Annotated in this window: 23 protein-coding genes; 7 read left to right on the top strand and 16 right to left on the bottom strand. The window is 60.6% G+C overall.

The window, feature by feature from the left end; all coding sequences use genetic code 11:
- Positions 1-4 precede the first annotated feature (4 nt).
- Entirely contained in the window at positions 5-745 is a 741-nt protein-coding gene (phbB, locus tag DLM_RS10060; protein ID WP_089083203.1) for an acetoacetyl-CoA reductase, read from the top strand.
- Positions 746-861: 116 nt separating this feature from the next.
- Positions 862-1,344 carry a GAF domain-containing protein gene (locus DLM_RS10065; RefSeq protein ID WP_089083202.1) on the top strand — a complete coding sequence of 161 codons (483 nt, stop codon included), beginning with the start codon at positions 862-864 and terminating at the stop codon, positions 1,342-1,344.
- A 63-nt stretch (positions 1,345-1,407) separates the two neighbouring features.
- Here the strand turns inward: DLM_RS10065 and DLM_RS10070 are convergent, their stop codons facing one another.
- The 3 genes from DLM_RS10070 to DLM_RS10080 form a co-directional block, all read right to left on the bottom strand.
- Positions 1,408-2,472, bottom strand: coding sequence for a DNA-binding protein (locus DLM_RS10070; protein ID WP_167467085.1), 1,065 nt, complete (start codon positions 2,470-2,472; stop codon positions 1,408-1,410).
- A gap of 268 nt (positions 2,473-2,740) precedes the next feature.
- Entirely contained in the window at positions 2,741-3,880 is a 1,140-nt protein-coding gene (locus DLM_RS10075; RefSeq protein WP_089083200.1) for a response regulator, read from the bottom strand.
- Between the two features lie 83 nt (positions 3,881-3,963).
- Positions 3,964-4,911: a 2-hydroxyacid dehydrogenase gene (locus tag DLM_RS10080; protein ID WP_089083199.1), complete on the bottom strand. Its 948-nt coding sequence runs from the start codon at positions 4,909-4,911 to the stop codon at positions 3,964-3,966.
- 123 nt (positions 4,912-5,034) lie between these two features.
- On the opposite strand from DLM_RS10080, the gene DLM_RS10085 reads away from it, so the two are divergent.
- Positions 5,035-6,186 carry a tyrosine-type recombinase/integrase gene (locus DLM_RS10085; RefSeq protein WP_089083198.1) on the top strand — a complete coding sequence of 384 codons (1,152 nt, stop codon included), beginning with the start codon at positions 5,035-5,037 and terminating at the stop codon, positions 6,184-6,186.
- Positions 6,187-6,247: 61 nt separating this feature from the next.
- Complete coding sequence (locus tag DLM_RS10090; protein ID WP_089083197.1) at positions 6,248-7,513, top strand: Hsp70 family protein; 1,266 nt, start codon at positions 6,248-6,250, stop codon at positions 7,511-7,513.
- A 57-nt stretch (positions 7,514-7,570) separates the two neighbouring features.
- Here DLM_RS10090 and DLM_RS10095 read toward each other — a convergent pair whose 3' ends face one another.
- From DLM_RS10095 to DLM_RS10130, 8 genes are all read right to left on the bottom strand, one after another.
- Positions 7,571-7,918 carry a hypothetical protein gene (locus DLM_RS10095; RefSeq protein WP_045844979.1) on the bottom strand — a complete coding sequence of 116 codons (348 nt, stop codon included), beginning with the start codon at positions 7,916-7,918 and terminating at the stop codon, positions 7,571-7,573.
- A gap of 120 nt (positions 7,919-8,038) precedes the next feature.
- Entirely contained in the window at positions 8,039-8,923 is an 885-nt protein-coding gene (locus tag DLM_RS10100) for a neutral zinc metallopeptidase (protein WP_089083196.1), read from the bottom strand.
- Between the two features lie 19 nt (positions 8,924-8,942).
- Positions 8,943-9,458, bottom strand: coding sequence for a phosphatidylglycerophosphatase A (locus tag DLM_RS10105; RefSeq protein ID WP_089083195.1), 516 nt, complete (start codon positions 9,456-9,458; stop codon positions 8,943-8,945).
- The gene (gene thiL / locus DLM_RS10110) at positions 9,442-10,398 is read right to left on the bottom strand and encodes a thiamine-phosphate kinase (RefSeq protein WP_089083194.1); all 957 of its coding nucleotides are present in this window, start codon (positions 10,396-10,398) and stop codon (positions 9,442-9,444) included. Before thiL ends, DLM_RS10105 begins: the two co-directional genes overlap by 17 nt.
- A gap of 70 nt (positions 10,399-10,468) precedes the next feature.
- The gene (gene nusB / locus DLM_RS10115) at positions 10,469-10,915 is read right to left on the bottom strand and encodes a transcription antitermination factor NusB (protein ID WP_089083193.1); all 447 of its coding nucleotides are present in this window, start codon (positions 10,913-10,915) and stop codon (positions 10,469-10,471) included.
- Positions 10,916-10,959: 44 nt separating this feature from the next.
- Positions 10,960-11,427, bottom strand: coding sequence for a 6,7-dimethyl-8-ribityllumazine synthase (gene ribH / locus DLM_RS10120; RefSeq protein ID WP_045844974.1), 468 nt, complete (start codon positions 11,425-11,427; stop codon positions 10,960-10,962).
- Between the two features lie 102 nt (positions 11,428-11,529).
- Positions 11,530-12,636 (bottom strand): bifunctional 3,4-dihydroxy-2-butanone-4-phosphate synthase/GTP cyclohydrolase II, encoded by a 1,107-nt coding sequence (gene ribBA / locus DLM_RS10125; RefSeq protein WP_089083522.1) that lies wholly within the window; start codon positions 12,634-12,636, stop codon positions 11,530-11,532.
- 172 nt (positions 12,637-12,808) lie between these two features.
- Positions 12,809-13,429 carry a riboflavin synthase subunit alpha gene (locus DLM_RS10130; RefSeq protein ID WP_089083192.1) on the bottom strand — a complete coding sequence of 207 codons (621 nt, stop codon included), beginning with the start codon at positions 13,427-13,429 and terminating at the stop codon, positions 12,809-12,811.
- Positions 13,430-13,683: 254 nt separating this feature from the next.
- On the opposite strand from DLM_RS10130, the gene DLM_RS10135 reads away from it, so the two are divergent.
- From DLM_RS10135 to DLM_RS10145, 3 genes are all read left to right on the top strand, one after another.
- Complete coding sequence (locus tag DLM_RS10135; protein ID WP_089083191.1) at positions 13,684-15,294, top strand: peptide chain release factor 3; 1,611 nt, start codon at positions 13,684-13,686, stop codon at positions 15,292-15,294.
- Between the two features lie 13 nt (positions 15,295-15,307).
- Complete coding sequence (locus DLM_RS10140) at positions 15,308-16,177, top strand: mechanosensitive ion channel family protein (RefSeq protein ID WP_089083190.1); 870 nt, start codon at positions 15,308-15,310, stop codon at positions 16,175-16,177.
- Positions 16,178-16,238: 61 nt separating this feature from the next.
- Positions 16,239-16,886 (top strand): TetR/AcrR family transcriptional regulator, encoded by a 648-nt coding sequence (locus tag DLM_RS10145; protein ID WP_089083189.1) that lies wholly within the window; start codon positions 16,239-16,241, stop codon positions 16,884-16,886.
- A gap of 82 nt (positions 16,887-16,968) precedes the next feature.
- On the opposite strand, the gene DLM_RS10150 is transcribed toward DLM_RS10145, so the two are convergent.
- From DLM_RS10150 to DLM_RS10170, 5 genes are all read right to left on the bottom strand, one after another.
- A complete protein-coding gene (locus DLM_RS10150) occupies positions 16,969-18,066 on the bottom strand; it encodes an NAD(P)-dependent alcohol dehydrogenase (RefSeq protein ID WP_089083188.1) in 1,098 nt (365 codons plus the stop codon).
- Between the two features lie 160 nt (positions 18,067-18,226).
- On the bottom strand, positions 18,227-19,378 hold the full coding sequence (locus DLM_RS10155) for an ABC transporter permease (RefSeq protein WP_089083187.1): 1,152 nt from the start codon (positions 19,376-19,378) through the stop codon (positions 18,227-18,229).
- Positions 19,375-20,529: an ABC transporter permease gene (locus DLM_RS10160; protein ID WP_089083186.1), complete on the bottom strand. Its 1,155-nt coding sequence runs from the start codon at positions 20,527-20,529 to the stop codon at positions 19,375-19,377. Before DLM_RS10160 ends, DLM_RS10155 begins: the two co-directional genes overlap by 4 nt.
- The gene (locus DLM_RS10165) at positions 20,526-22,457 is read right to left on the bottom strand and encodes an ATP-binding cassette domain-containing protein (protein WP_089083185.1); all 1,932 of its coding nucleotides are present in this window, start codon (positions 22,455-22,457) and stop codon (positions 20,526-20,528) included. Before DLM_RS10165 ends, DLM_RS10160 begins: the two co-directional genes overlap by 4 nt.
- 2 nt (positions 22,458-22,459) lie before the next feature.
- Positions 22,460-23,371 (bottom strand): HlyD family secretion protein, encoded by a 912-nt coding sequence (locus DLM_RS10170; protein WP_089083184.1) that lies wholly within the window; start codon positions 23,369-23,371, stop codon positions 22,460-22,462.

The following is a 23,371-nucleotide window of genomic DNA, read 5'->3' on the forward strand; positions in this document are numbered from 1 at the left end:
CATCATGACAAAACGTATCGCACTCGTAACCGGAGGCATGGGCGGCATTGGCACCGCCATCTGCAAGGCCCTGGCCGAATCCGGCCACACCGTGATCACCACCTACAGCAAACCGGGCAAGGAGCAAGCCTGGCTGGCTGACATGAAGGGCATGGGCTTTTCCGACATTCATGCCTATCAGTGTGACGTTACCGACACCGCCGCCTGCGCCGCCATGCTGGCCAAGGCACAAGCCGAAGTGGGTGCCGTGGATGTACTGGTCAACAATGCCGGCATCACCCGCGATGGCACGTTCAAGAAGCAGACCAAGGATGACTGGGACGCCGTCATCAAGACCAATCTGGATTCGCTGTTCAATATGGTGAAACCGGTACTGGATGGCATGGTGGAGCGTGGCTTTGGCCGCATCATCAACATCTCCTCCATCAATGGCCAGAAAGGCCAGTTTGGCCAAACCAACTACTCCGCCGCCAAGGCCGGCATGCATGGCTTTACCATGGCCCTGGCCCAGGAAGTGGCACGCAAGGGCGTCACCGTCAACACCATCTCGCCTGGCTATATCGCTACCGACATGGTGATGGCCGTGCCGGAAGAAGTACGCAACAAGATCATCGCCAACATTCCGGTAGGCCGCCTGGGCAAGCCGGAAGAAATTGCCGGCCTGATCAACTACCTGGCATCAGACATATCCGGTTTCATGACCGGCGCCAACCTGGCCATCAACGGTGGTCAGCACATGATGTAGGCCCATCCTGCACGGCCTTGCACAAAAACCCGGCGCTTCGCCGGGTTTTTTACTGGCTTTTTCCGGGCGGACAATCTGCTATGCTAACGGCCTTGAATTACCTAGCAGAGCAAGACATGGCTGAACATTTGACCATTCAGGGCGAAACCAAAGAAGAAAAGTATCAGACCTTGCTGCCCCAGGCCCAGGCACTGGTACAGCATGAAGACGACCGGATTGCAGCACTGGCCAATCTGGCCGCGGCACTGCACAGCACATTCGACTGGTTGTGGACCGGATTTTATCTGGTGAAAAACCAGCAACTGGTATTGGGACCATTTCAAGGCCCGATTGCCTGCACACGCATCCCGCATGGCAAGGGGGTATGCGGCAGCGCCTGGGCGCAAAACCGCACCCTGGTGGTGCCGGATGTTGATGCCTTTCCTGGCCACATCGCCTGCTCGTCCAGCGCCCGCTCGGAAATCGTGGTTCCGATTCGCGATGCCGGTGGCACAGTCGTGGCCGTACTGGATGTCGACTCCAGCAAGCTCGATCAATTTGACAGCACCGATGCCAGATACCTGGAACAAATCTGCACGGCCTTGCAGCACCTGTTCTGAAATTCACCACCCAATGCACAAACAACAGATGCCAATGCATCCGTTGTTTGTGCTGACACGGACTCACCCCAAAGGCAGTTGCAGTTGGCGACTAACCCATTCGCGCATACCTGCCTCATCCAGCACCAGCAAGTCCTGTCTGGCATCATGCATGGCGCTGGCCAGCCGCGCCAATTGCCGCTCCAGGCCGGCTGACATTTCACTTGCCAGCCGTGCATTTTCGCCTGCCATGTCCAGCAGGCGCGCACTGGCTTGCTCGCTAAGCACGGACTGTCGTTCGCAAGCCTGCTGCAATTCTGCATTGCGCAGCTCCAGCATCTCCAGGCGCGCGGCCTGCTTGCCTGCCTCCCGATCGCGCTCGGCCAGTCGCTCGCGCCATTGCTGCTCTGTACGGGACGCCTGCAGACGCGCAGCCTGCAGCTCATCCTGCAAGGAGGCGGTTGCCAGCTTCATGGATTGACGCTCCTCCTCCACCTGTTCATACAGGCGGACCCGCAAACCTTCCAGACGCTCATAAGCCAGCGTCTCGCGCCGCTCAGCCTCCTGGCGTGCCTCTTGCAGCCGCTGATCATGACGGGACTCAAGCTCAGCCACACGCTCTTCGGCCTCTTGCCGCAGTTGCAGCAAGGACTGACGCCCTTGCTCCAACTGTTCGTTCAGGCCAAGGCAGTTGGCTTCCAACAGTGCATGCCGCTGCTCTGCGGCCTGCAGTTTGGCCTCCAGTTCTTGCTGACGTGCCGCACGCAACTCCAGCTCTCGCAGCGATGACTGCAGGGCGGACTCAACGCTTTCCAACTGCGCTTGCAGCGTGGTTTTTTCCTGCTCAGCGGCCGCCACCTGGGCAGCCGCTTCCTTGCGCATCCCTTCCCACTGCTGCTCAGCCGCCTCGCAAGACTTTTGCCAGATCATGCCAAACGCCTCGGCCAGACCAGTCGGCCAATCCGGATATCGCGACGAACTGGCCATGCGCGACAAAAACTCCTGCCGCCACTCTTTAAGCGTGTTGTTGATGGTGGTATTGGAGCCCGTTCCCAGACGAGAGCGCACCTCCACCACCGTGGGCCAGATGCCCTCGCCCACCAGATCAAATGCCACTTGCCGGATGCGCGCATAAATATCTGCAGCCATCACCATCTCACCTCAAGTTGAACTGAGTGCAGTGTATCACAGGCGTAATTTATTACGTATTACATTATTTTATTACATCAGTCTGAATAATTTTTCCGATTACTAGACTTATCGGTAGTTATCGATCACCGCCACAAAGAAGCACTGCCAAATAAACGCACCCGGCAAAGAAAAGGCCCGGCAACACATGCCGGGCCTTGCATCACACTCCGCAACAATATTTCGCGTGCAAACACGCCGCGCCACCAAGCTGGCGCATCACCTCAACTCAATGCGCAAACACACCTGCCACCTGGCGCAACTCCACCACCATGCGTGACAGCATGTCCTGCAAATCAGTCAGGTCTGACTGGGAATTCAACAACGCCTCAATCCCCTCATCCAGCGCCCTTCCCAACAGAATCTCCTGCCCATTGGTCAGCAACATGGAAACGCAGGCCTCATCTATGCGTTGCCGAATCCCCTCCAGCGCGATACGGCCTGCCACCTGATTGTCTCGCTGCGCCCTATCCACCTCACCCAGCGTCTGAATCATGCGCAAGGCCACCTGCACAATCAGGTCATCACGACGACGCGCCTCCGCCATCCGCGCCAAGGATTCAACATGCACATTGGCCGCCTCCAGCAACATGGACAAATGGTCGCGCAAACGACCGCAACGCTCCTCATCATGCTGCGGCATATCACGCACCAATAAGGACACCGACGGAAAGTTGATGATCATCCGGCTCTTGAATTGCGTCAGACGCCCCATTTTCATCAAATGATCCAGCACTGACGCCTCCAGCGGACTGATCTCTCCGTCACTGCTGCGCATCACCACCCCTTCGCTTGTACGCAACTGCACACTGCCCTGCAAACCATACAAAGCCATGCCCGCCACCATGGCATCCGCCAGCTCATGCAGACCACCAGCCGAACCCAACTGCTTGATCACTTCCAGCAAGGCCCCCATCTCACTCATGCTGATCATGGCCGTCATGGCGGCGCTGCTTGCCGCACGGGCCAGCCCATTCAAACGCTGCCGCTCCTCGGCTGCGGCAATCAGTTTCTGTAACTTGGCTTCCAGCTCCGGAGCAGAAAACGGCTTGACAATGTAATCCTCACCCCCGGCTTCGTAACCACTCAGCCTGTCCTCCACCGCATCCCTGGCGGAAACAAATACAACCGGGATACAAGCAAAGCGCTCATCACCGCGAATGCGCCTGCACGCCTCGAAACCATCCATGCCAGGCTGCATCTCCACATCCAGCACAATAGCCGCCGGCTGCACCGTTTCCAGCATGGCCAGCGCATCCTCCCCACTTTCCGCATCAAGCACTTCAAAACAATGCGCCAACCCAGCCTTCATCAGACGGCGGGTAATCAGTACATCGTCCACCACCAGTATTTTTGGTTTTTCATGCATTTGTTCTCACCCTGTTCCCCTGGCCAAATAACCAGTGCCTTCTCATCTATAGCTGGATCAACCAGCAGAATTCAAGGCAGGCATCAAACCAAGGACAGCGGCGTCAATAATGATCTGCCGGCAAAGTGTGCCTGCAGATTGTCCAGCATCAACTGCGCCATGGCCGCCCGTGTTTCAAGCGTGGCACTGGCTATATGCGGGGTAAGCACTACACTATCCAGCTTACACAGCGCATCCGGCACCACCGGCTCATCTTCGAACACATCCAGCCCGGCCCCACCCAGGCGGCCATCAAGCAGGCGTTCCACCAGCGCGGCCTGATCCACCACCGAACCTCTGGCAATATTGATCAGCACGCCCTCCGGCCCCAGCGCATCCAGCACCCGGCCATCCACCACATGCCGCGTGGCAGCACCGCCCGGCAGCGACAACACCAGCACATCAACCGACGCCGCCATCTGCAGCAGATCCGCATAGTATGGATAGTCCACACCCACCTTGGGTCTGGGGCCGTGATAACACGGCAACATGCCAAAGGCCACCACCCGCCGCGCAATGGCCTGCCCGATATGCCCCAGCCCGACAATGCCACAACGCTTGCCCGCCAGACTGTGCGTCAACGGAAATCCTCCCTGCAACCACCTACCCGCCCGCACAAAGCCATCTGCCTGCACCACACGGCGAAAAACCGCCAGCAACAAGGCAAGCGCAGTATCAGCAACGCAATCGTCCAGCACGCCGGGAGTAGTGGTGATGGCAATGCCCCGCTCACGGGCATAGGCCACATCAATGGCATCAAAACCCACACCCACACATGCCACCAGCTCCAGCGCAGGCAGCGCCTGCAGCAACTGGCGCGCAGCCCCGGCACCGCCCGTCGTCACCACCGCCCGCACCGCCGGCCAAACCTTGCCCGCAGCCAGCAGCTCCTGCTGCTCCCAGCCGCGCAGGCATTCATACTGCGCTTCCAACTGCGCCATCACCGCAGGTGCCAGCGGCACGACAATCCAAACAAGGGGTCGACTTGTCATCTGTTTCCTCTCACGCGCTCCAATACAGGAACTGCATGCTAGCACCAGACAGCACAATCAACGCACATGCCATCGGTAAAAGCCTTGTCGCCACCACAGCCTGCTTCTAGAATCAGGCACAACATGCCAGACACCCTTCCCGCCCGGCCACCAGCAGGCCAGGCACTGATTGCAGCCCAATCCGACCAGCAGGCCGTCCTGCTGTGGCTCAGCGAGTTCATTGACCGCCCCGCCACCTTGCGCAGCTACCGCAAGGAGACCGAGCGCTTCTTGCTGTGGCTGAGTGATCGCAACAAGCAACTGCAGCAGGTGCAGCGTGAAGACGTACTGGACTACCAACGCTTCCTGCAAGCCCCATGGCCGCCAGAGCGCTGGATCGGCCCGGCCCGCCCGCGCCAGCACCCGCAGTGGAAACCCTTTACCGGCCCCCTGCAGCCGGGCAGCATCCGGCAGGCACTCACCATTTTGTCGGCACTGTTCAGCTATCTGAGCGAGGCCGGCTACCGCCGTGGCAACCCCTTCAAACTGCTGCGCCAGCGTCAGCCACAGGACAGCCGTCCAATTGAACGCTTTCTCGATACCCAGGCCTGGCAAGCCATTCTCGACACACTGAGCAACCTGCCGACAGCCAGCCGGCGCGAACAGCTACAAGCCGCCCGTGCGCGCTGGCTGATGACCCTGCTTTACCTGACCGGCGCCCGCAGGCAAGAAGTGGCAAACGCCCGCATGAATGACTTCAGCCAGCGCCGCCAGCAATGGTGGTGGCGGGTGCAGGGCAAGGGCGGCAGCCTGGCCGACATTCCGGTATCAGAGGAATTGCTGGCAGCACTGAGCGCCTACCGAGACTCGCTGGGACTGCCGCCGCTGCCGGATCATGCCGACAGCACGCCACTAATCTGCCGCATTCCAGGGCAGCGCAACACGCAGCTACACGGCATCAGTGACAAGGCGATTTACCTGATCTGCCAGGAAATATTCCAGCGCGCCGCCGAACGCTGCCATGAGACAGACACCCGCGCCCGCCTGTTGCAGGCCAGTACCCACTGGCTGCGCCACACCGCCGCCAGCCATCAGCTGGACGCCGGCATTCCCTTGCTGATGGTGAGCCAGAACCTGCGCCACGCCAGTATTCAAACCACGCGCCGCTATCTGCACAGCGAAGAGGATGCCCGCCACGCAGCCACCGGTCTGCACCGCATGCAGGAGCGGGAAACCACTACCGAAACAGCGCCAAAACCGGATCGAAGCGCGCAAACAGACAGCAACTCACCATAAGGCCCCTTCCCAAAATGGCCGGTTCCGCGTACCATCCCGCCTCGCTTTTCGGGATGGAATCATGAATACAAGCAGCGCTGCACGGGCATGCGGCATCGACTTTGGCACCTCAAACTCCACCGTAGGCTGGCTGCGCCCCGGCGCGGATACGCTGATTGCACTGGAAGACGGCAAGATCACCCTGCCCTCGGTTGTGTTCTTCAACTACGAAGAAGACCACTCGGTGTTTGGCCGCAAGGCATTGCTGGAGTACACCGAAGGCTACGAAGGGCGGCTGATGCGCTCCCTCAAGAGCCTGCTGGGCAGCAGCCTGATTGACAGCCAGACCGAAGTGCAAGGCCGCGCCCTGCCATTTCGCCACCTGCTTACCCTGTTCATCCAGGAAATCAAGCAGCGCGCCGACCGTGCCGCAGGCCGCCCGTTTGAACAAGTAGTGCTGGGCCGCCCGGTATTCTTTGTGGATGACAATCCCAAGGCCGATGCCCAGGCAGAAGAAACCTTGGCGCAGATTGCCCGCCAGGTGGGCTTCAAGGACATCTCCTTCCAGTTTGAGCCACTGGCTGCCGCCTTCGACTACGAATCCTCCATCACCCGCGAAGAACTGGTGCTGATCGTGGATATCGGCGGCGGTACTTCAGACTTCTCCCTGGTACGCCTGTCGCCAGAGCGCCGCCTGTTGGACGACCGTCGCGCCGATATCCTGGCCACTGGCGGCGTACACATCGGCGGGACGGACTTTGACAAGCAACTGAGCCTGCACGGCGTGATGCCGCTGTTCGGTTTCAAGAGCCGCCTGCGCAACAATGCCGAAATGCCCTCGGCGCAATACTTCAACCTGGCCACCTGGCACACCATCAACTTTGCCTACACCCGCAAGGCATGGATGGATTTGCAGGATATTCATCGCGACGTGGAAGACCCACGCGCCTTCGACCGCCTGTTCAAGCTGATTCAGGAGCGTGCCGGCCACTGGCTGGCCATGCAGGTGGAAGAAGCCAAGATTGCCCTATCCGGCAGCGACAGCCACCGCCTGGACCTGGAACTGATCGAAGACGGCCTGTATGCCGAGTTGCTGCGCGAGCAGTTCAACCACAGCATTGCCAGCATGCTGGGGCAAATCGGCAAGACCATCGACAAACTGCTGCAGGATGCCAATATCCAGGCCAGCCAGATCGACACCGTATTCTTTACCGGCGGCTCCAGCGGCGTGCCGGCGCTGCGCCAATGCGTGCAGGAGCAACTGCCCAACGCCCGCCACGTGGAAGGCAATCTGTTTGGCAGCATCGGCAGCGGTCTTGCCATCGAAGCCAGAAAACGTTACGGCTGATGCCCAAACAAAAAGGCTGCCCCACTGGAGCAGCCTTTTTTACTATCCTGAACCGTATCAGCCCTGCCGTTTGCGCGAGGCTTTTTTTCCGCCTGGCGGCAGCTCAAAGCCAAACAACATGCCGGTGCGACCGGTTTGCGACTGGCAGGCAATCTGCAAGGCACGGTTGATGGCTTCTTTCTTGCTCACCCCCCACCACTCGATCATCTTGTCCAGCGACTTCTGCGCATCGCGGCTCAACTCCACAGTCACCGACAACTCTTGCAGACGGTTGCGCCGCTGCTCACGGCTGCGGCGCTTGCGCTCGGCCACCGTCATGGCGCGCTCACCCAAGGGCTTGCGTCCAGGCTTTTTCTGCACGCCGCCGATCAGGTCAAAAGTGTAGTGATCGCAGGGATCTTTCATTGGATGGGTGACGGGTCACAATCAAGAGGGGCGCAAGAATACCACAAAGCCGCAGCAGATGGGGCAGACCGGCCCGCTGAGCATGCAATTAAGCGCATCGCATAGACTGCCGGTCGCTTGTCACAAGGGGTTGGCGGCAAAGGTGTCGCACTGGGCGATATCACCACTGTCAAAGCCGCGCTTGAACCAGCGCACCCGCTGCGCACTGCTGCCGTGGGTAAAGCTGTCCGGCACCACGGCATGGCCGGCAGAACGCTGCAGGGTATCGTCGCCGATTTTCGATGCTGCATTGAGCGCAGTTTCCAGATCACCCGTTTCCAGAATATGGCGCGCCTTGTCGGCATGACTGCCCCAGACGCCGGCAAAGCAATCGGCCTGCAACTCCAGCCGCACCGACAGCGCATTGGACTTGCGTTCGGAAGCACCACGCCGCGCCGCATCCACCTTGCCGGAAATACCCAGCAGGTTTTGCACGTGGTGACCCACCTCGTGGGCAATCACGTACGCCTCGGCAAACTCGCCCGGCGCACCCAGTTGCTGGTTCAGCGTGCGGTAGAAAGCCAGGTCGATATACACCTTGTGATCGGCCGGGCAGTAGAACGGCCCCATGGCCGACTCGCCCTGCCCGCAGGCGGTGGGTGTGCTGTTGCTGAACATGACCAGTTTGGGGCGCTCGTAACTGCCGCCACGCTGCTGGAAAATCTGTCCCCAGACGTCTTCGGTATCAGCCAGTACCACCCGCACCAGCTTGGCTTCGCGCTCTTCTTCGGCCGAATGCACTTTGGGCTGATGCGGCTGGGTCTGCACCTGCTGATGGCCGCCGCCACTCAGCGCGGAAATCACCTGCAAGGGGTTGGCACCAAACACCAGCCACGCCACCAGGCCAATGGCGACCGTACCCAGCCCGATACTGCCGCCACCAAGACTGAAGCCGCCAGAGGAGCCGCTTTCTTCGTCGCGCCGGTCCTCGACATTGTCACTTTCGCGATTGCCATCCCACCGCATCAAGCTCTCCTTGCAAAAATCAGACCGGCAGCCAGCTTGCCAGCAGCGCCTGTACCGCCAGGGCAAAACCAGCGGCAATGATGTCGTCCAGCATCACGCCAAAACCGCCATGCACGCGCCGGTCGAACCAGCCTATCGGCCAGGGTTTTACAATATCAAACAGACGGAACAGCGCAAAGGCCAACAGCCAGCCCGCCCAGCCAGCCGGAGCCCAGGCCAGCACCAGCAGCATGGCTACCACTTCGTCCCACACAATGCCGCCGTAATCGTGCACACCCAGCGCATCGCCGGTTTTCTGGCAGGCCCACACCCCCAGCACAAACAGCGGCACGCACAGCAGGCTGATCAGCAGCGGCCCAGCACCCAGCGCCAGCAACAGGAAAAACAGTGGATAGGCCACCAGCGTGCCCCAGGTTCCGGGTGCTTTGCGGGCCAGCCCGCTGCCAAAGCCAAAAGCCAGCAAATGCGCCGGATGGCGCATCAAGAACGCCCAGTCCGGGCGAAAGGCCGGAGCCTGCTTATGCGAAGTGGTCATAACCCGCCTTGTTCAATGTCATCACCGCGCCCTGCCCATCCAGCAGGCGCACGCCGCTGCCCGCCACGATATGGCCGATACGCGTCACCCGGCAGCCTGCCGCCTTGCCTGCGGCTGCCACTGCCTCACGCGCAGCCTGCGGCGCGGTGAAGCACAGCTCGTAATCATCACCACCGGCTGCCAGATAGTCCAGCCAGCGCTCACGCTGCGCCTCCAGCGGCGGCAAGGATGGCAGGCTGTCGGCCCGGATTTCCGCCGCCACGCCGGAGGCCGTCAGGATATGCCCCAGATCAGCCAATAGCCCGTCTGACACATCAGCCGCCGCACGCGCCACGCCAAGCAGGGCCTGCCCCAGCTCCAGCCGTGGCAACGGAAAATCCAGCTTGCACTGGCATGCCGCCAGCACATCTTCGCTCAAGCCGGCATCGACCAGTTGGCCGTTGCGCACAGCGACCGCGATGGCACCCAGGCCCAGCTCGCCGCTTACCCACACATCATCGCCCACCTGCGCTGCATCGCGCCGCAAGGCCTTGCCTTGCGGTGTTTCACCCATGATGGTGATGGACAGTGTCAGCGGGCCGCGCGTGGTATCGCCACCGGCCAATTCCACGCCATGCTGCCCGGCCAGCGCAAACAGGCCGCGGCTGAAATCGCGCGCCCAGGCTTCGTCCAGCCGTGGCATGGCCAGCGACAGAAAGGCCCAGCGCGGCTTCGCCCCCATGGCCGCCATATCGGACAGATTGACTGCCAGCGTCTTGTGCCCCAAGGCTTGCGGGCTGACATCGGCAAAGAAATGCCGCCCCTCCACCAGCATGTCGACAGAAACGTGCAGGTCCTGCCCCGGCGTCGGGCGCAGGATGGCAGCATCGTCGCCGACACCCAGCACTGCGGAGGGGGCCGGGCGGGTGAAGTACTGGCGAATCAGGTCGAATTCGTTCATGTAGATAGATTCCGGGTCTGGATGCAAAAACACCCGCCGTAGCGGGTGTCAGCATCAGACATCAGCGTCATCAGCCCTGACGGCGCGCACGCTGCGAGGCAACCTCGTCGGCACGTACGTCGGCAGCCAGCTTGTCCAGCACGCCATTGACGAATTTGTGGCCGTCGGTACCACCAAAGGTTTTGGTGATTTCGATGGCTTCGTTGATGATGACCGGGTACGGCGTTTCCGGATGCTGGGTCAGCTCCAGCGCAGCCATCAGCAGCACGGCACGTTCCACCGGGCTGACTTCCTCTTCGTTGCGTTCGTAGTACGGACGGATCTGGCCGGACAGCAGCGGCACATCCTTCAGTACACCGTACAGCACAGCGCGGAACAGGGCTTCATCCGCCTTGGCGAAGTATTCGTTTTCGCGCAGGTGTTTTTCAATCAGCGAAGCCGGACGGTCCGGATTCAATTCCCATTCATAGATGCCCTGAACGGCAAACTCGCGGGCACGGCGACGGGCGGTTTTCATATCGGTTTCCTAAAAAGAACAAGTGAGCGGCAAGCCCGCAAGGGTCAGCCGCGCAGCGTTTTGTGCAGATTGGCCATTTCCACCGCAACGCGGGCTGCGTCGCGGCCTTTTTCCAGCATGCGTACTTCAGCCTGCTCGTCATTCTCGGTGGTGAGGATGGCATTGGCGATGGGGATATCGAAGTCCAGACCGACACGGGTCACACCAGCACCGGATTCATTGGAAACCAGCTCGAAGTGGTAGGTTTCGCCACGGATGATGGCACCCAGCGCCACCAGCGCGTCGAACTTGCCACTCTTGGCCATGGTTTGCAGCACCAGCGGCACTTCCAGTGCGCCCGGCACGGTGGCCAGGGTTACGTCGGCGGCGGCCACACCCAGCGTTTTCAGCTCGGCCAGGCAGGCATCACGCAAGCCATGGCAAACCTCTTCGGTAAAGCGGGCCTGAACGATACCGACCTTGAGGCCTTGACCGTTGAAATCGGGGGCAATGCGCTGGATAGCTTCAAGCATGTGAGTCCTCACGGCAAAAATCAGATAAGGCAATCAGATAAGCCCCTGACAGCCGGACTAGCGGCGCCATCAGGGGATGGTCATGACGGAAAACCGGTTATTTTAACCGATTTCGATATGAAAGTGTTCAGGCTGGCAAAATCCGGTGACTTCCAGATTGAAGCCGGCCATCGACAGCACGTTCAGCGGCGGCGACATCAGCTTCATCTTGCCTACGCCCAGTGATTTGAGCATTTGCGCGCCCACGCCGAAGGTCTTGCCGTCCCAGGGCGAGCGCTTCACGTTCTGCCCCAGCGCACGCTGCAGCAGGTCGTCACCGGTTTCGTCGCGGTACAGCAGGATGACCACGCCCTTGCCGGCTTCGTCGATGGCTTCCAGCGCACCGGGCACCGTCCAGGAGTGCGGACGCGAGGTGGGGTCCAGCACATCCATGATGGACAGCGGCTCGTGCACGCGCACCAGGGTTTCCTCGTTTTCGTCCAGCTTGCCCTTGACCAGTGCCAGATGGGTTTCGCGGGTAGTGACATCGCGGAACACATGCAGGTCAAACGCACCGAACGGGGTTTCCACCGAGCGCTGACCCACTTCTTCCACCAGCGATTCGGTACGGCTGCGGTAGTGGATAAGGTCGGCGATGGTGCCCACCTTCAGGCCATGCGTCTTGGCGAACTCCAGCAATTCCGGCATGCGCGCCATGGTGCCGTCGTCATTCATGATTTCGCAGATCACCCCAGCCGGTTCCAGGCCAGCCAGCATCGGCAGGTCGCAGGCCGCTTCGGTATGGCCGGCACGAATCAGCACACCACCGTTTTGCGCCTTGAGCGGAAAGATATGGCCAGGCTGCACCAGATCACTGGCCTTGGCATTGCGCGCCACCGCCGCCTGCACGGTGCGGGCGCGGTCGGCGGCGGAAATGCCAGTGGTCACGCCTTCGGCCGCTTCGATGGAAACAGTGAAGTTGGTACCAAAGGAAGTACCGTTATTGGCTGCCATCATCGGCAGCTCCAGCAGTTTGCAACGCTGCTCGGTCAGGGTAAGACAGATCAGGCCGCGCGCATGCTTGGCCATGAAATTGATGGCTTCCGGGGTGACGAACTCGGCCGCCATCACGATATCGCCTTCGTTTTCCCGATCTTCCGCATCAGCCAGCACCACCATTTTGCCTGCCTTGATATCGGCAATGATGTCCTGCACCGGAGAAATAACCATTTGCTGCATCCTTATATCGGGTTTGCGCCACCCGGCATGCCAGGCAGGCAATAAAATCTGTAGCAACAGGCCGATTTGCAGCCTGCTCACGGCGGAAACCGCCCACGTATTTAATAAAACATGGAGACAATCAGGCCAGCATCAAGCCATCGGGCCAGATTTTTATCCAATTTCAAATGGCAAAAGAATTGCGCTGCGCCAGCACCCGCTCCACGGTATCGACAATGGCTTGGGTTTGCGGGTCGATTTCGATATTGATGGCATCCCCCGGCTGGCGGAACTGGATGATGGTGCGCTCCAGCGTTTCCGGAATCAGGTGTACGCAGAAGCGATTTCCCTCCACCGAGCCGATGGTGAGGCTGCAGCCATCAATACCGATATAGCCTTTGCTCAATACATATTTGGCAAACTCTGCCGGCAGGCTGAACCATACCGTGCAGTTATTGGGGGTGCGCAGCACTTCTTCCACTCGCGCCTGGCAGATGATGTGGCCGGACATGGCATGACCGCCGATTTCATCGCCAAACTTCGCCGCGCGCTCCACATTCACCCTGTCGCCCACCTGCAAAGCGCCCAGATTGGTCAGCCGCAGGGTTTCGGCCATCAGGTCGAAGGCCACCAGATCATCATTGACCTCGGTTACAGTCAGGCAGCATCCGTTGTGGGCAATGGACGCACCCAGTTCGATGCCGCCGGTCAAGGCCTGCGGCAGCCGTACTACATGACGACGAAAATCCTGTTTTTCCTCGATGGCCACCACCTCGGCCATGCCCTGCACGATACCGGTAAACATGCCTGCTCCTGTTCTTGCTTGCCCGGCAGCACATCAGGGCCGGGAAAACAGTCATGATAACCAAATCATGCAATGGTGCCGACCCAATTGCACCCCTCGGGCAGCCCTTTGAGCATGCAATTGCGCTATCTTGCTGATGTAAAAAGAAAAGCCCGCAGACATTAACGGCAAGAAATTTGCGGCCTGCGAGGTTTTGTTGTGCGCGGCTATCCTGTAAAATCACCGCCTTTCCAAGTCAAGCCTGTTCCTAATCCATGTCCGCAGAATTGTCCCGTATTGCCGAGGAAGTGGCGCACCGCCGCACCTTCGCCATCATTTCCCACCCTGACGCCGGTAAAACCACGCTGACCGAAAAGCTGCTGCTGTTTTCAGGCGCCATCCAGATGGCCGGCACGGTAAAAGGCAAGAAGGGCGGCAAGTTTGCCACTTCGGACTGGATGGAAATCGAAAAGCAACGCGGTATTTCCGTGGCTTCCTCGGTGATGCAGTTCGACTACCGCGAGCACACCGTCAACCTGCTGGACACCCCGGGCCACCAGGACTTCTCCGAAGATACCTACCGCGTGCTCACCGCCGTGGACAGCGCGCTGATGGTGATTGACGCTGCCAAGGGTGTGGAAGAGCAAACCATCAAGCTGCTGAATGTCTGCCGCCTGCGCAACACGCCCATCGTCACCTTCATGAACAAGTACGACCGTGAAGTGCGCGATTCGCTGGAATTGCTGGACGAAGTGGAAAACGTGCTGAAAATCCGCTGCGCGCCCATTACCTGGCCTATCGGCATGGGCAAGACCTTCCGTGGCGTGTACAGCCTGCTGAACGACGAAGTCATCCTGTTTGAAGCCGGCAGCGAAAAGCTGATTACCGATATCGAAGTGATCAAGGGCATCGACAATCCACGCCTGGACGAGCTGTTTCCGCTGGAAATGGATAATCTGCGCATGGAGATCGAACTGGTCAAGGGCGCTTCCAACGAATGGAATCTGGAAGAATTCCTGGCTGGCGAACTCACCCCGGTATTCTTCGGCTCCGCCATCAACAACTTCGGCATCCGGGAAATCCTGGACGCACTGATCAACTGGGCCCCGGCACCGCAAGAGCGCGATGCCACCGTGCGCATGGTCAACCCGACCGAGGGCAAGTTCTCCGGCTTCGTGTTCAAGATCCAGGCCAATATGGACCCCAAGCACCGCGACCGCATTGCCTTTTTGCGGGTGTGCTCCGGCCAGTTCGAGCGCGGCATGAAGATGAAGCACCTACGGCTTAACCGCGAAATTGCCGCCTCCAGCGTGGTGACTTTCATGTCGCACGATCGCGAAATCGTGGAAGAAGCCTTTGCCGGTGACATCATCGGCATCCCCAACCACGGCAATATCCAGATTGGCGACAGTTTTTCCGCTGGCGAAGAGCTGGCCTTCACCGGCATTCCCTTCTTTGCGCCGGAGCTGTTCCGCTCGGTACGCATCAAGAACCCGCTAAAACTCAAGCAGCTGCAAAAAGGCTTGCAACAACTGGGTGAAGAAGGCGCGGTACAGGTATTCAAGCCACACAGTGGCGGCGACCTGATTCTGGGCGCGGTGGGCGTGCTGCAGTACGAAGTGGTGGCCTCGCGCCTGGCGGCAGAATACGGCGTGGATGCGGTGTTTGAATCGGCCAGCATCTGGTCGGCACGCTGGTTTACCTGCGACGACCGCAAAAAACTGGATGAATTCATCAAGGCCCTGCAAATGAATATTGCCACCGATGCCGGCGGCAACCTGGCCTACCTCGCCCCCAACCGCGTCAACCTGCAACTGACGCAGGAACGCTGGCCGGACATCGTGTTCCACGAAACCCGTGAACACGCTGTCAAGCTGAACGACTGAAGCAGGCCGCGCCATGTCCGAACTGCTCGACTTGCTGCACCAGCTACGCAACGATTACTCGCACGAAATCGTGCGTTCGCTGATGCTGATTGCAGTGTTGCTGCTGATCCGGCTGGCGGTTGGCCATATCCTGTCCAGCAATGTCAATGTGCCGGTGGAGGAAAGACGGCGCTGGTCGGTCTCCACCCGCAATTTCCTGTTCATTGCCGGCCTGGCCGGCATCGGCATGATCTGGGCCGAGGAGCTGCAAACCATCGCGGTGTCCATGCTGGCCTTTGCCGCGGCGCTGATTCTGGCCACCAAGGAGCTGATTTTGTGCGTGTCGGGCTTTGTGGTGCGCCATGCGTCCAACAGCTACAGCCTGGGGGATCATATCGAGGTGGGCAATATCCGGGGCCGGGTGGTGGACATCGGCCTGTTGTCCACCACGGTGATGGAAATTGGCCCGCAGCATAATGCCCACCAGATGACCGGCCGCGCCCTCACCTTTCCCAACAGCCTGCTGCTGTCCAATGCGGTAATCCGGGAAAACTACATGGGCGACTATGTAATGCACATCATCAATGTGCCGGTGGGCTACCAGATTCCCCCTACCCGCGCCCAGCACCTGCTGCTGGCGGCGGCAGAGGAACACTGCCAGCAGCATGTGGAAGCCGCCCGCGTACACATGGAGCGCATGGCCGAGCGCTACCTGGTGGACACCCCGTCGGTGGAGCCGCGCATCGGCATGCAGGCGGTGGACGAAAAGCGCTACCAACTGATTCTGCGCATTGCCATTCCGGCCAAGGAAAGACAGCGTATCGAACAGGCCATCATCTACCAGTTCATGGCTGGCTGCTATCCGGAAAGCGCCGCCACGCCAGTGCCGTGTGTATCGAAATAATTAGAGCTGCAACTCCAAACAGCGGTTATAATCCGCGCTTGCCCCATTGTTTCGGTGCCTCATGAGCAAACCCCGCATCAAGACCTACGACCGCATCATTCTGGAAAGCCTGAAGCTGTTCAATGAACAGGGCGAGCGCAATATCACCACCAACCACATTGCGGCGCATCTGGGCATCAGCCCGGGCAATCTGTACTACCACTTCCGCAACAAGGAAGAAATCGTCTACCAGATCTTCCTGATGTACCGCGACTTCATCAACGAGCGCCTGGCGGTGCCGGAAGCGCGCGACATGACAGTGGCCGATCTGGTCAATTACCTGGATACCGCCTTCCTGGCCATGTGGCAGTTCCGCTTCATGTTCTACGACCTGCCAGGCATGCTGGCGCGCAGCCCGCAATTGCAGTCGGAGTACCACCAGTTCGTCAACACCGAGTTAAAAGGCATTCTGGGCGAACATTTCCGCGAATTCATCCGCCTGGGCCTGCTCAAGATGGACGAAGAAGATATCGAGCCGGTCAGCATCAATATCTGGCTGGTGGTGAAGTTCTGGTTTGCCTTTGAGCAGACCTCGCGCCCAAAATCCCCCATCACCGAGGCCTCCGGCCATCGTGGCGTGCGTCAGGTGATGGCCCTGCTCAAGCCCTATGTGCAACCGGATTTCATGGCGGCCTTCCAGCAACTGCAGCAACGCCACGCCGGCCACTAAGTGGCGCACCATGAGCAAGGCCGCCGCCCGCAAGGACGACGGCCTTGAGCAGAACAGGACCGCAGTCCCGACCCGCACCCCCTCAGGGACGAATGGCGATCTTCAGCACCCCGTCACGCTGATGGGCAAACAGATCGTAAGCGGCTTCGATATCATCCAGCGCATAGTGATGCGTCACCAGCGCGCCCAGATCAAGCCGCCCAGAGGCAATCACTCCCATCAGCCGCCGCATGCGCTCCTTGCCGCCGGGGCAAAGTGCGGTATTGATCTTGTGGTCGCCAAGACCGGCGGCAAAAGCCCCCAGCGGAATGGTCAGATCGCTGGAGTACACCCCCAGACTGGACAGCGTGCCGCCAGGCTTGAGCACCTGCAAGGCCGAGGCAAAGGTGTGCTGGGTGCCCAGCGCCTCGATGGCCGCATCCGCCCCGCGCCCCCCGGTCAGCTTCATCACCTCCTCCACCACATCGCATTGGGTGAAATTGAGGGTGATATCCGCCCCCATCTGGCGAGAGATGCCAAGCCGGTGCGCATTGCCATCTACCGCAATAATGGTGGTGGCACCCAGCAGGCGCGCTCCGGCGGTGGCGCACAGGCCAATCGGGCCCTGGGCAAACACCACCACGGTGTCACCGATGCGGATATTGGCATTTTCCGCCCCCTTGAAACCGGTGGACATGATGTCCGGACACATCAACACCTGCTCGTCCGTCAGGCCATCCGGAATCGGTGCCAGATTGGCCTGGGCATCCGGCACCAGCACATACTCGGCCTGGGTGCCGTCGATGAGATTGCCAAAGCGCCACCCCGCCGTGGCCTTGTAGCCGTGGCAGCCACAGCGCCCGGCGGCGATCAGATAACTGCCATCCTGCGAGGCCACGCCATCCTGGGCGGCATAAGAATTGAAATTGGGACAAATGGCACCGGCAATCACCCGCTGGCCTTCCTGATAGCCGCTGACCGCGCTGCCAAGCTTTTCGATGATGCCTACCGGCTCATGGCCGATAGTCAGACCCGGCGCTACCGGATACTCACCCTTGAGAATATGAACATCGGTACCGCAGATCGTGGTGGTGGTGATGCGGATCAGGGCATCGTTGGGACCTACGTCCGGAATGGGTTTTTCGGCAATTTCAATCCGGCCTGGTGCAATAAAAACGGCTGCCTTCATCATGCTGCTCATGGTGATCTCCTGTATGAGAGATGCAATGCACGCAGTGTCGCACACCGGCAGGACGGCCCGGCCGCGGCAACGTCACCGCCCATGGACGGGCGGCTATCAGTCTGAGGCAAGCCACCTTGCCTTTGGTTTCCGCTGCGCTGACAAATACAGATGATCGTGCTCAGTCGAATTGCTTTCTGAACAACAACAGGCCGCTGGCAAACACCAGCACGCCGATAGCGCTCATGCCCAGGATGGCTGGCTGCAAGTCGGCCAGGCCCTGACCCTTGAGCAGAATCCCGAAAGCAATGTCCAGGTAGTAATGCAGCGGTGAAACATACATCAGCCCACGCAGCCACACCGGCATGGCCTCAGGCGGGGTCCAGGCACCGGACAGAAACAGCATCGGCGCCAGAATCAGGATGGACAGCATGCCAGCCTGGGCCAGATTGCGCGCAATGGTGGCGGCAAACAAGCCCAGCCCGGCGGTGGTGAACACATACAGGCCGGACAAGGCAAAAAACAGCAGCAAGCTACCCTTCACCGGAATGGCAAACAGCGGAATCAATATCAGGAACAGGCTGAGTGCCACCCCGCACAGGATGACCCCGGTCATCGACACCACCTTGGGAAACAGGATGCCGAATGGCGACAAGGGCGACACGATCAGTTGCTCCACCGTGCCGCGCTCCTTCTCCCGCACCATGGCGGCAGCAGGCAGCAATACGGCAAACACGGTGGCGATATTGAGCATTTCCGCCACCCCCATAAACCAACTGTCTTCCTGGTTGGGGTTGTACCAGACACGGATATCGTTCTGTACATTTGGCAGGCTGTGCGCGGCGTCAGCCCCCATGCCCAGGCGCTGCATGGCCGACTCCAGCCCAAACTGGCTGACAATCTGCTGCGCATGGCTGGTGGCCAGAAACCCCAGTACCGAATTGGTGGTATCCACCTGCATGGCGATGCTGGTGGGCTGGCCGGTGGCCAGTTGCTTGCCAAATTGTGGCGGCACCGACAACACCAGCATGGCACGCCCCTGATCCAGCGCCGCCAGTGCGGCGGCATCCTGCCCTACTGCGCCATCCATGCGGAAGTAAGGCGGCTGGAAGCGCGACAGCAGTTCGCGCGACTGTGGACTGTGGTCCTGATCCTGCACCAGGGTGGCGGCATGATTCAGCGACAGCGACACGCCGGATGCCGCCAGAAAAATGTCGGCGGTAAAGGCATACACGATGAAGGCCAGCAATACCCGGTCGCGGCCCAATTGCTTCAATTCTTTTACCAGCATCACGGCAAAGCGCCGCCAAGCCAGTTGCCAATCTGCATTCATGTACTTGGCCTCTTGCTGAACAATCGATAGCCGATGGCAAACAACAGGCAGGCATAGCCAGCCAGGATGGCCAATGGCTGCCACAGCGACATCAGGCCCACCCCCTTGAGAAAGCAGCCCACCACGATATCGGTGTAATACATGGCCGGCATCAGTTGCGCCACCACATGCGCGCCGGCACCCAGCGACACAATGGGAATGATCAGGCCGGAATACAGCACCGCCGGAATCATGGTCACCACCATGGTGACAATCATCGCCGCCACCTGGGTGCGCACCAGCACCGACACCAACAGGCCGATGCCGGTGGTACACAGCACATACACCAGCGTGGCCGGCAGGAAAAACAGCAGGCTGCCCTTGAACGGCACCTGATACAGCAGCACGGCCAGCAGCCACAGCAACAGGATGTTGACGCTGGAAATGGCCACATAGGGTGCCAGCTTGCCCACCAGAAACTCGCCACGGCTGACATTGGAGGCGTAGATATTGAAGATGGAGCCGTTCTCTTTTTCTCGCACCACGCCCAGCGCGGTGAGAAAAGGCGGCGACAGCATCAGGATCACCATGATCAGCTTGGGTGCCAGCGACCAGATGCTGGACACGCTCTGGTTGTACAGATAGCGCGATTCCAGCGCGATGGGCGTTAGCTGCGCCAGGGCATCCTGCTGTGACAGGCCGGTGGCCTGCGACACCGCCTGGGCCACTGCGGCCAGGCTGAAGGCGGCATTGATGGCGGTGACATAGCCCTTGGTGGTCATGGCGCGGCTGGGAAAGCTGCCGTCCACCAGGGTCTGGATGGCCGCCGGGCGGCCTTGGGCCAGGCTCTTGCCAAACTGCGGCGGTATCACCAGCACCACCCGCACCTGCCCAGAGCCAATCAGTCGGCTGGCATCGCGCTCATCCCCGGCATAGCCGCGAAACTGGAAATAGCGCGAATCGATAAAGCGGTAGGCATAGTCGCGGCTGGCCGCGCTGCGGTCGTGGTCCACCACGGCAAACGGGATGTTTTCCACATCCAGCGACAGACCATAGCCGAACAACAGCATCAACAAGGCCGGCACCACAAAAGCCAGCGAGAAGAACAGCCGGTCACGTACGATTTCACGCCATTCCTTGCCGGCGATGGCCAGCACGCGCTGCAGATTCATGACTTGCTCCCGGAGGCCGCCTTTTGCGCCTCCAACTGGCTGACACGCTGTACAAATACATCCTCCATCGCAATGGGCCGTGCTTGCGGCGGGTGCTGCACGCCAAGATCGCGCAATACCGCGCCCAGCCGCGCCACATCCGGTGTCAGCACGTGCAAGGCCGTACCATAGGGCGACACATCGGTAAAACCGGCCTGACGCAGCGGTGCCACCAGCGCGGCCGCATTGTCGGCGCGCACCTGATACAACTGGCCGGCCTCGGCCAGCACCTGCTGTTTCATCTGCTGCGGCGAGGCGTCCGCCACCACCTTACCGGCAAACATCAGCGCCAGATGGTCGCAATGTTCGGCCTCACTCATATAGTGGGTGGTCACCAGCATGGCCACGCCATCCTGCCGCGACAGACGGAACAGGATGTCCCAGAAGGCGCGCCGGCCCAGGGGGTCCACCCCGCTGGTGGGTTCGTCCAGAAACAATACCCGCGGCTGATGCACCAGCGCGCAGCCCAGTGCCAGCCGCTGGCGCAAGCCCATGGGCAGGGCGGCGGCCAGATCGTTTTCGTGACCATGCAGCCCCGCCATGTCCAGAATCCACTGCAGCCGTACAGCACGCGCCTTGCGATCCAGGCCGTAAATGCCGGCATACAGGCGGATGTTTTCCACCACGCTCAGGTCCAGATACAAGGAAAACGCCTGCGACATATAACCGATGCGTGACTTGATCAGCGCACCGGCCTGCTTCATGTCCGCCCCGGCCACGCGCCCGCTGCCACTGCTGGGCGGCAGAATGCCGGTCAGCATCTTGATGGCGGTGGTCTTGCCGGCACCATTGGCCCCCAACAGGCCGAAGATTTCACCTTGCCGCACCTGAAAGCTGACATCGCCCACGGCGACAAAATCACCAAAGCGCTTGCTCAGCCCCTTGGCCTCGATGGCCAGCTCCTGCCCGGCAGGCTGGGGCTGCTGCGCGGCCAGGGCAGGCGCTGCCGAACCACCCTGCTGCCCGCCCAGCATGGCAACAAACACATCTTCCAGCTCGGGCTCCAGCACATCCAGTTGGCGGCAGTCCAGCCCATCGAGCAGGGTCGTCACCTGCAGGCGGGCGGCATCAGGATTGGCTTCGGGTACAAACAGGCGGATGTCCGGCCCCATGGCCTCGCACTGCGGCCAGGCGGCGGCCAGCCGCTGCATGGCGGCCAACTGGGGTTCCACCCGGCACTGCACGATGCTGCCGGGGGCCTGCTGCAGAATCTCCGCCGGCGTGCCTTCTGCCAGTTTGCGGCCCTGATGCAGCAGGCTCATGCGGTTGAAGCGGCTGGCTTCATCCATATAAGCGGTGGACACCAGCGCAGTCAGGCCCTGCCCGGCGATCAGCTCGGCCAGAATCGCCCAGAAGTCGCGACGCGACACCGGGTCCACCCCGGTAGTGGGTTCATCCAGAATGATGAGCTGCGGGGCATGGATCAGCGTACACACCAGGCCCAGCTTCTGTTTCATGCCACCGGATAGCTGCTTCATCGGCCGCTGGCGAAAAGCCGCCAGCCGGGTGATGGCCAGCAACTGCTCCTTGCGGGCCGCGGCCTCGGCACGCGGCACCAGCCGCAGCCGGGCAAAGAAGTCGACGTTTTCTTCCACCGTCAGATCGCCGTACAGGTTTTGCCCCAGGCCCTGCGGCATCAGCCCGATGCGGTCCTTGATGGCTTCGGCACTGCGTTCGCTGTCCAGCAACTGGCCAAACACCTCCAGGCTACCCTGCTCGTAGGACAATACGCCGGCCACCGCCTTCATCAGGCTGGATTTGCCGGCGCCATCCGGGCCGATCAGCCCGTACAGCTCGCCACGGCGCACGGCCATGTCCAGGGTGTCAACCGCCACATGACCGGCATAGCGTTTGCCAAAACCGCTGGCCTTGATAAGGATGTCGTCCATGACTACCAGCGCGGTGCTTGCCAGGCCACCCCAGACTTCCAGCGGATGACCGCATCGGCAGGCAGACCGGGCGTGAGGCGCAGATCGGGATTGCTGGCCAGGGTGAGCTTGACCGCGTACACCAGTTTTACCCGCTCATCCGGGGTCTGCACTTCCTTGGGGGTAAATTCGGCGCGCGCTGCGATATGGCTGACGGTGGCGGCAAACGGATGTTGCGGGAAGGCATCGGTGGTGATTTGCGCCGGCAGGCCAAGACGGATTTTGCCGATCTGGTTTTCCGGCACATACACCTTCAGATAGAGGTGGTTCAGATCGATGATCTCCACCACCGCCCCACCGGCTGCCAGCATTTCCCCCGGCTCACGCAGCCGGTTGCTGACCATGCCGCCAGAAGGTGCTTTCAGTTGCAGTTCCTGCAGCACGGCACTGGCTTCGGCCACCACGGCTTCAGCCTGACGAATCTGCTCGGTCGCCTGCTGATTCTGGGTGCGGGCACTCACGGCGGCCAGTTGCATCTGTTCGGCATGCATGCGGTCTACCGAACCACGGGCCAGCAAGTCGGCAAAGCGCGCGGCGTCCTTGTCGGCCTGACTGGCGGCAGCCGCAGCACGTTGCTGCTGGGCATGGGCCGCCGCCAGGGTGGCGCGGGCGGCACGCAGGCGCGCGCTGACCTCATCCGAAGTAAGCGTGGCCAGCAACTGGCCGCTGCTGACCATATCCCCCTCATGTACCTTCACCGTCTCCAGCCGCCCCGGATACTTGGCGGCCACCAGCACGGCGTCGCCTTCCAGTCGGCCATTGGCCTGAATCAGGCCTTCGGGCAGACCACGGTCCCGCGATTGCCAGATGCCATAGCCCAGTGCCGCCGCCAGTGCCAGCACCACCCCTGCAATCAGTACTTTGCCTTGTTTCAT

Origin of the sequence: Aquitalea magnusonii, from assembly GCF_002217795.2 — a bacterium.
Lineage (GTDB): Bacteria > Pseudomonadota > Gammaproteobacteria > Burkholderiales > Chromobacteriaceae > Aquitalea > Aquitalea magnusonii_B.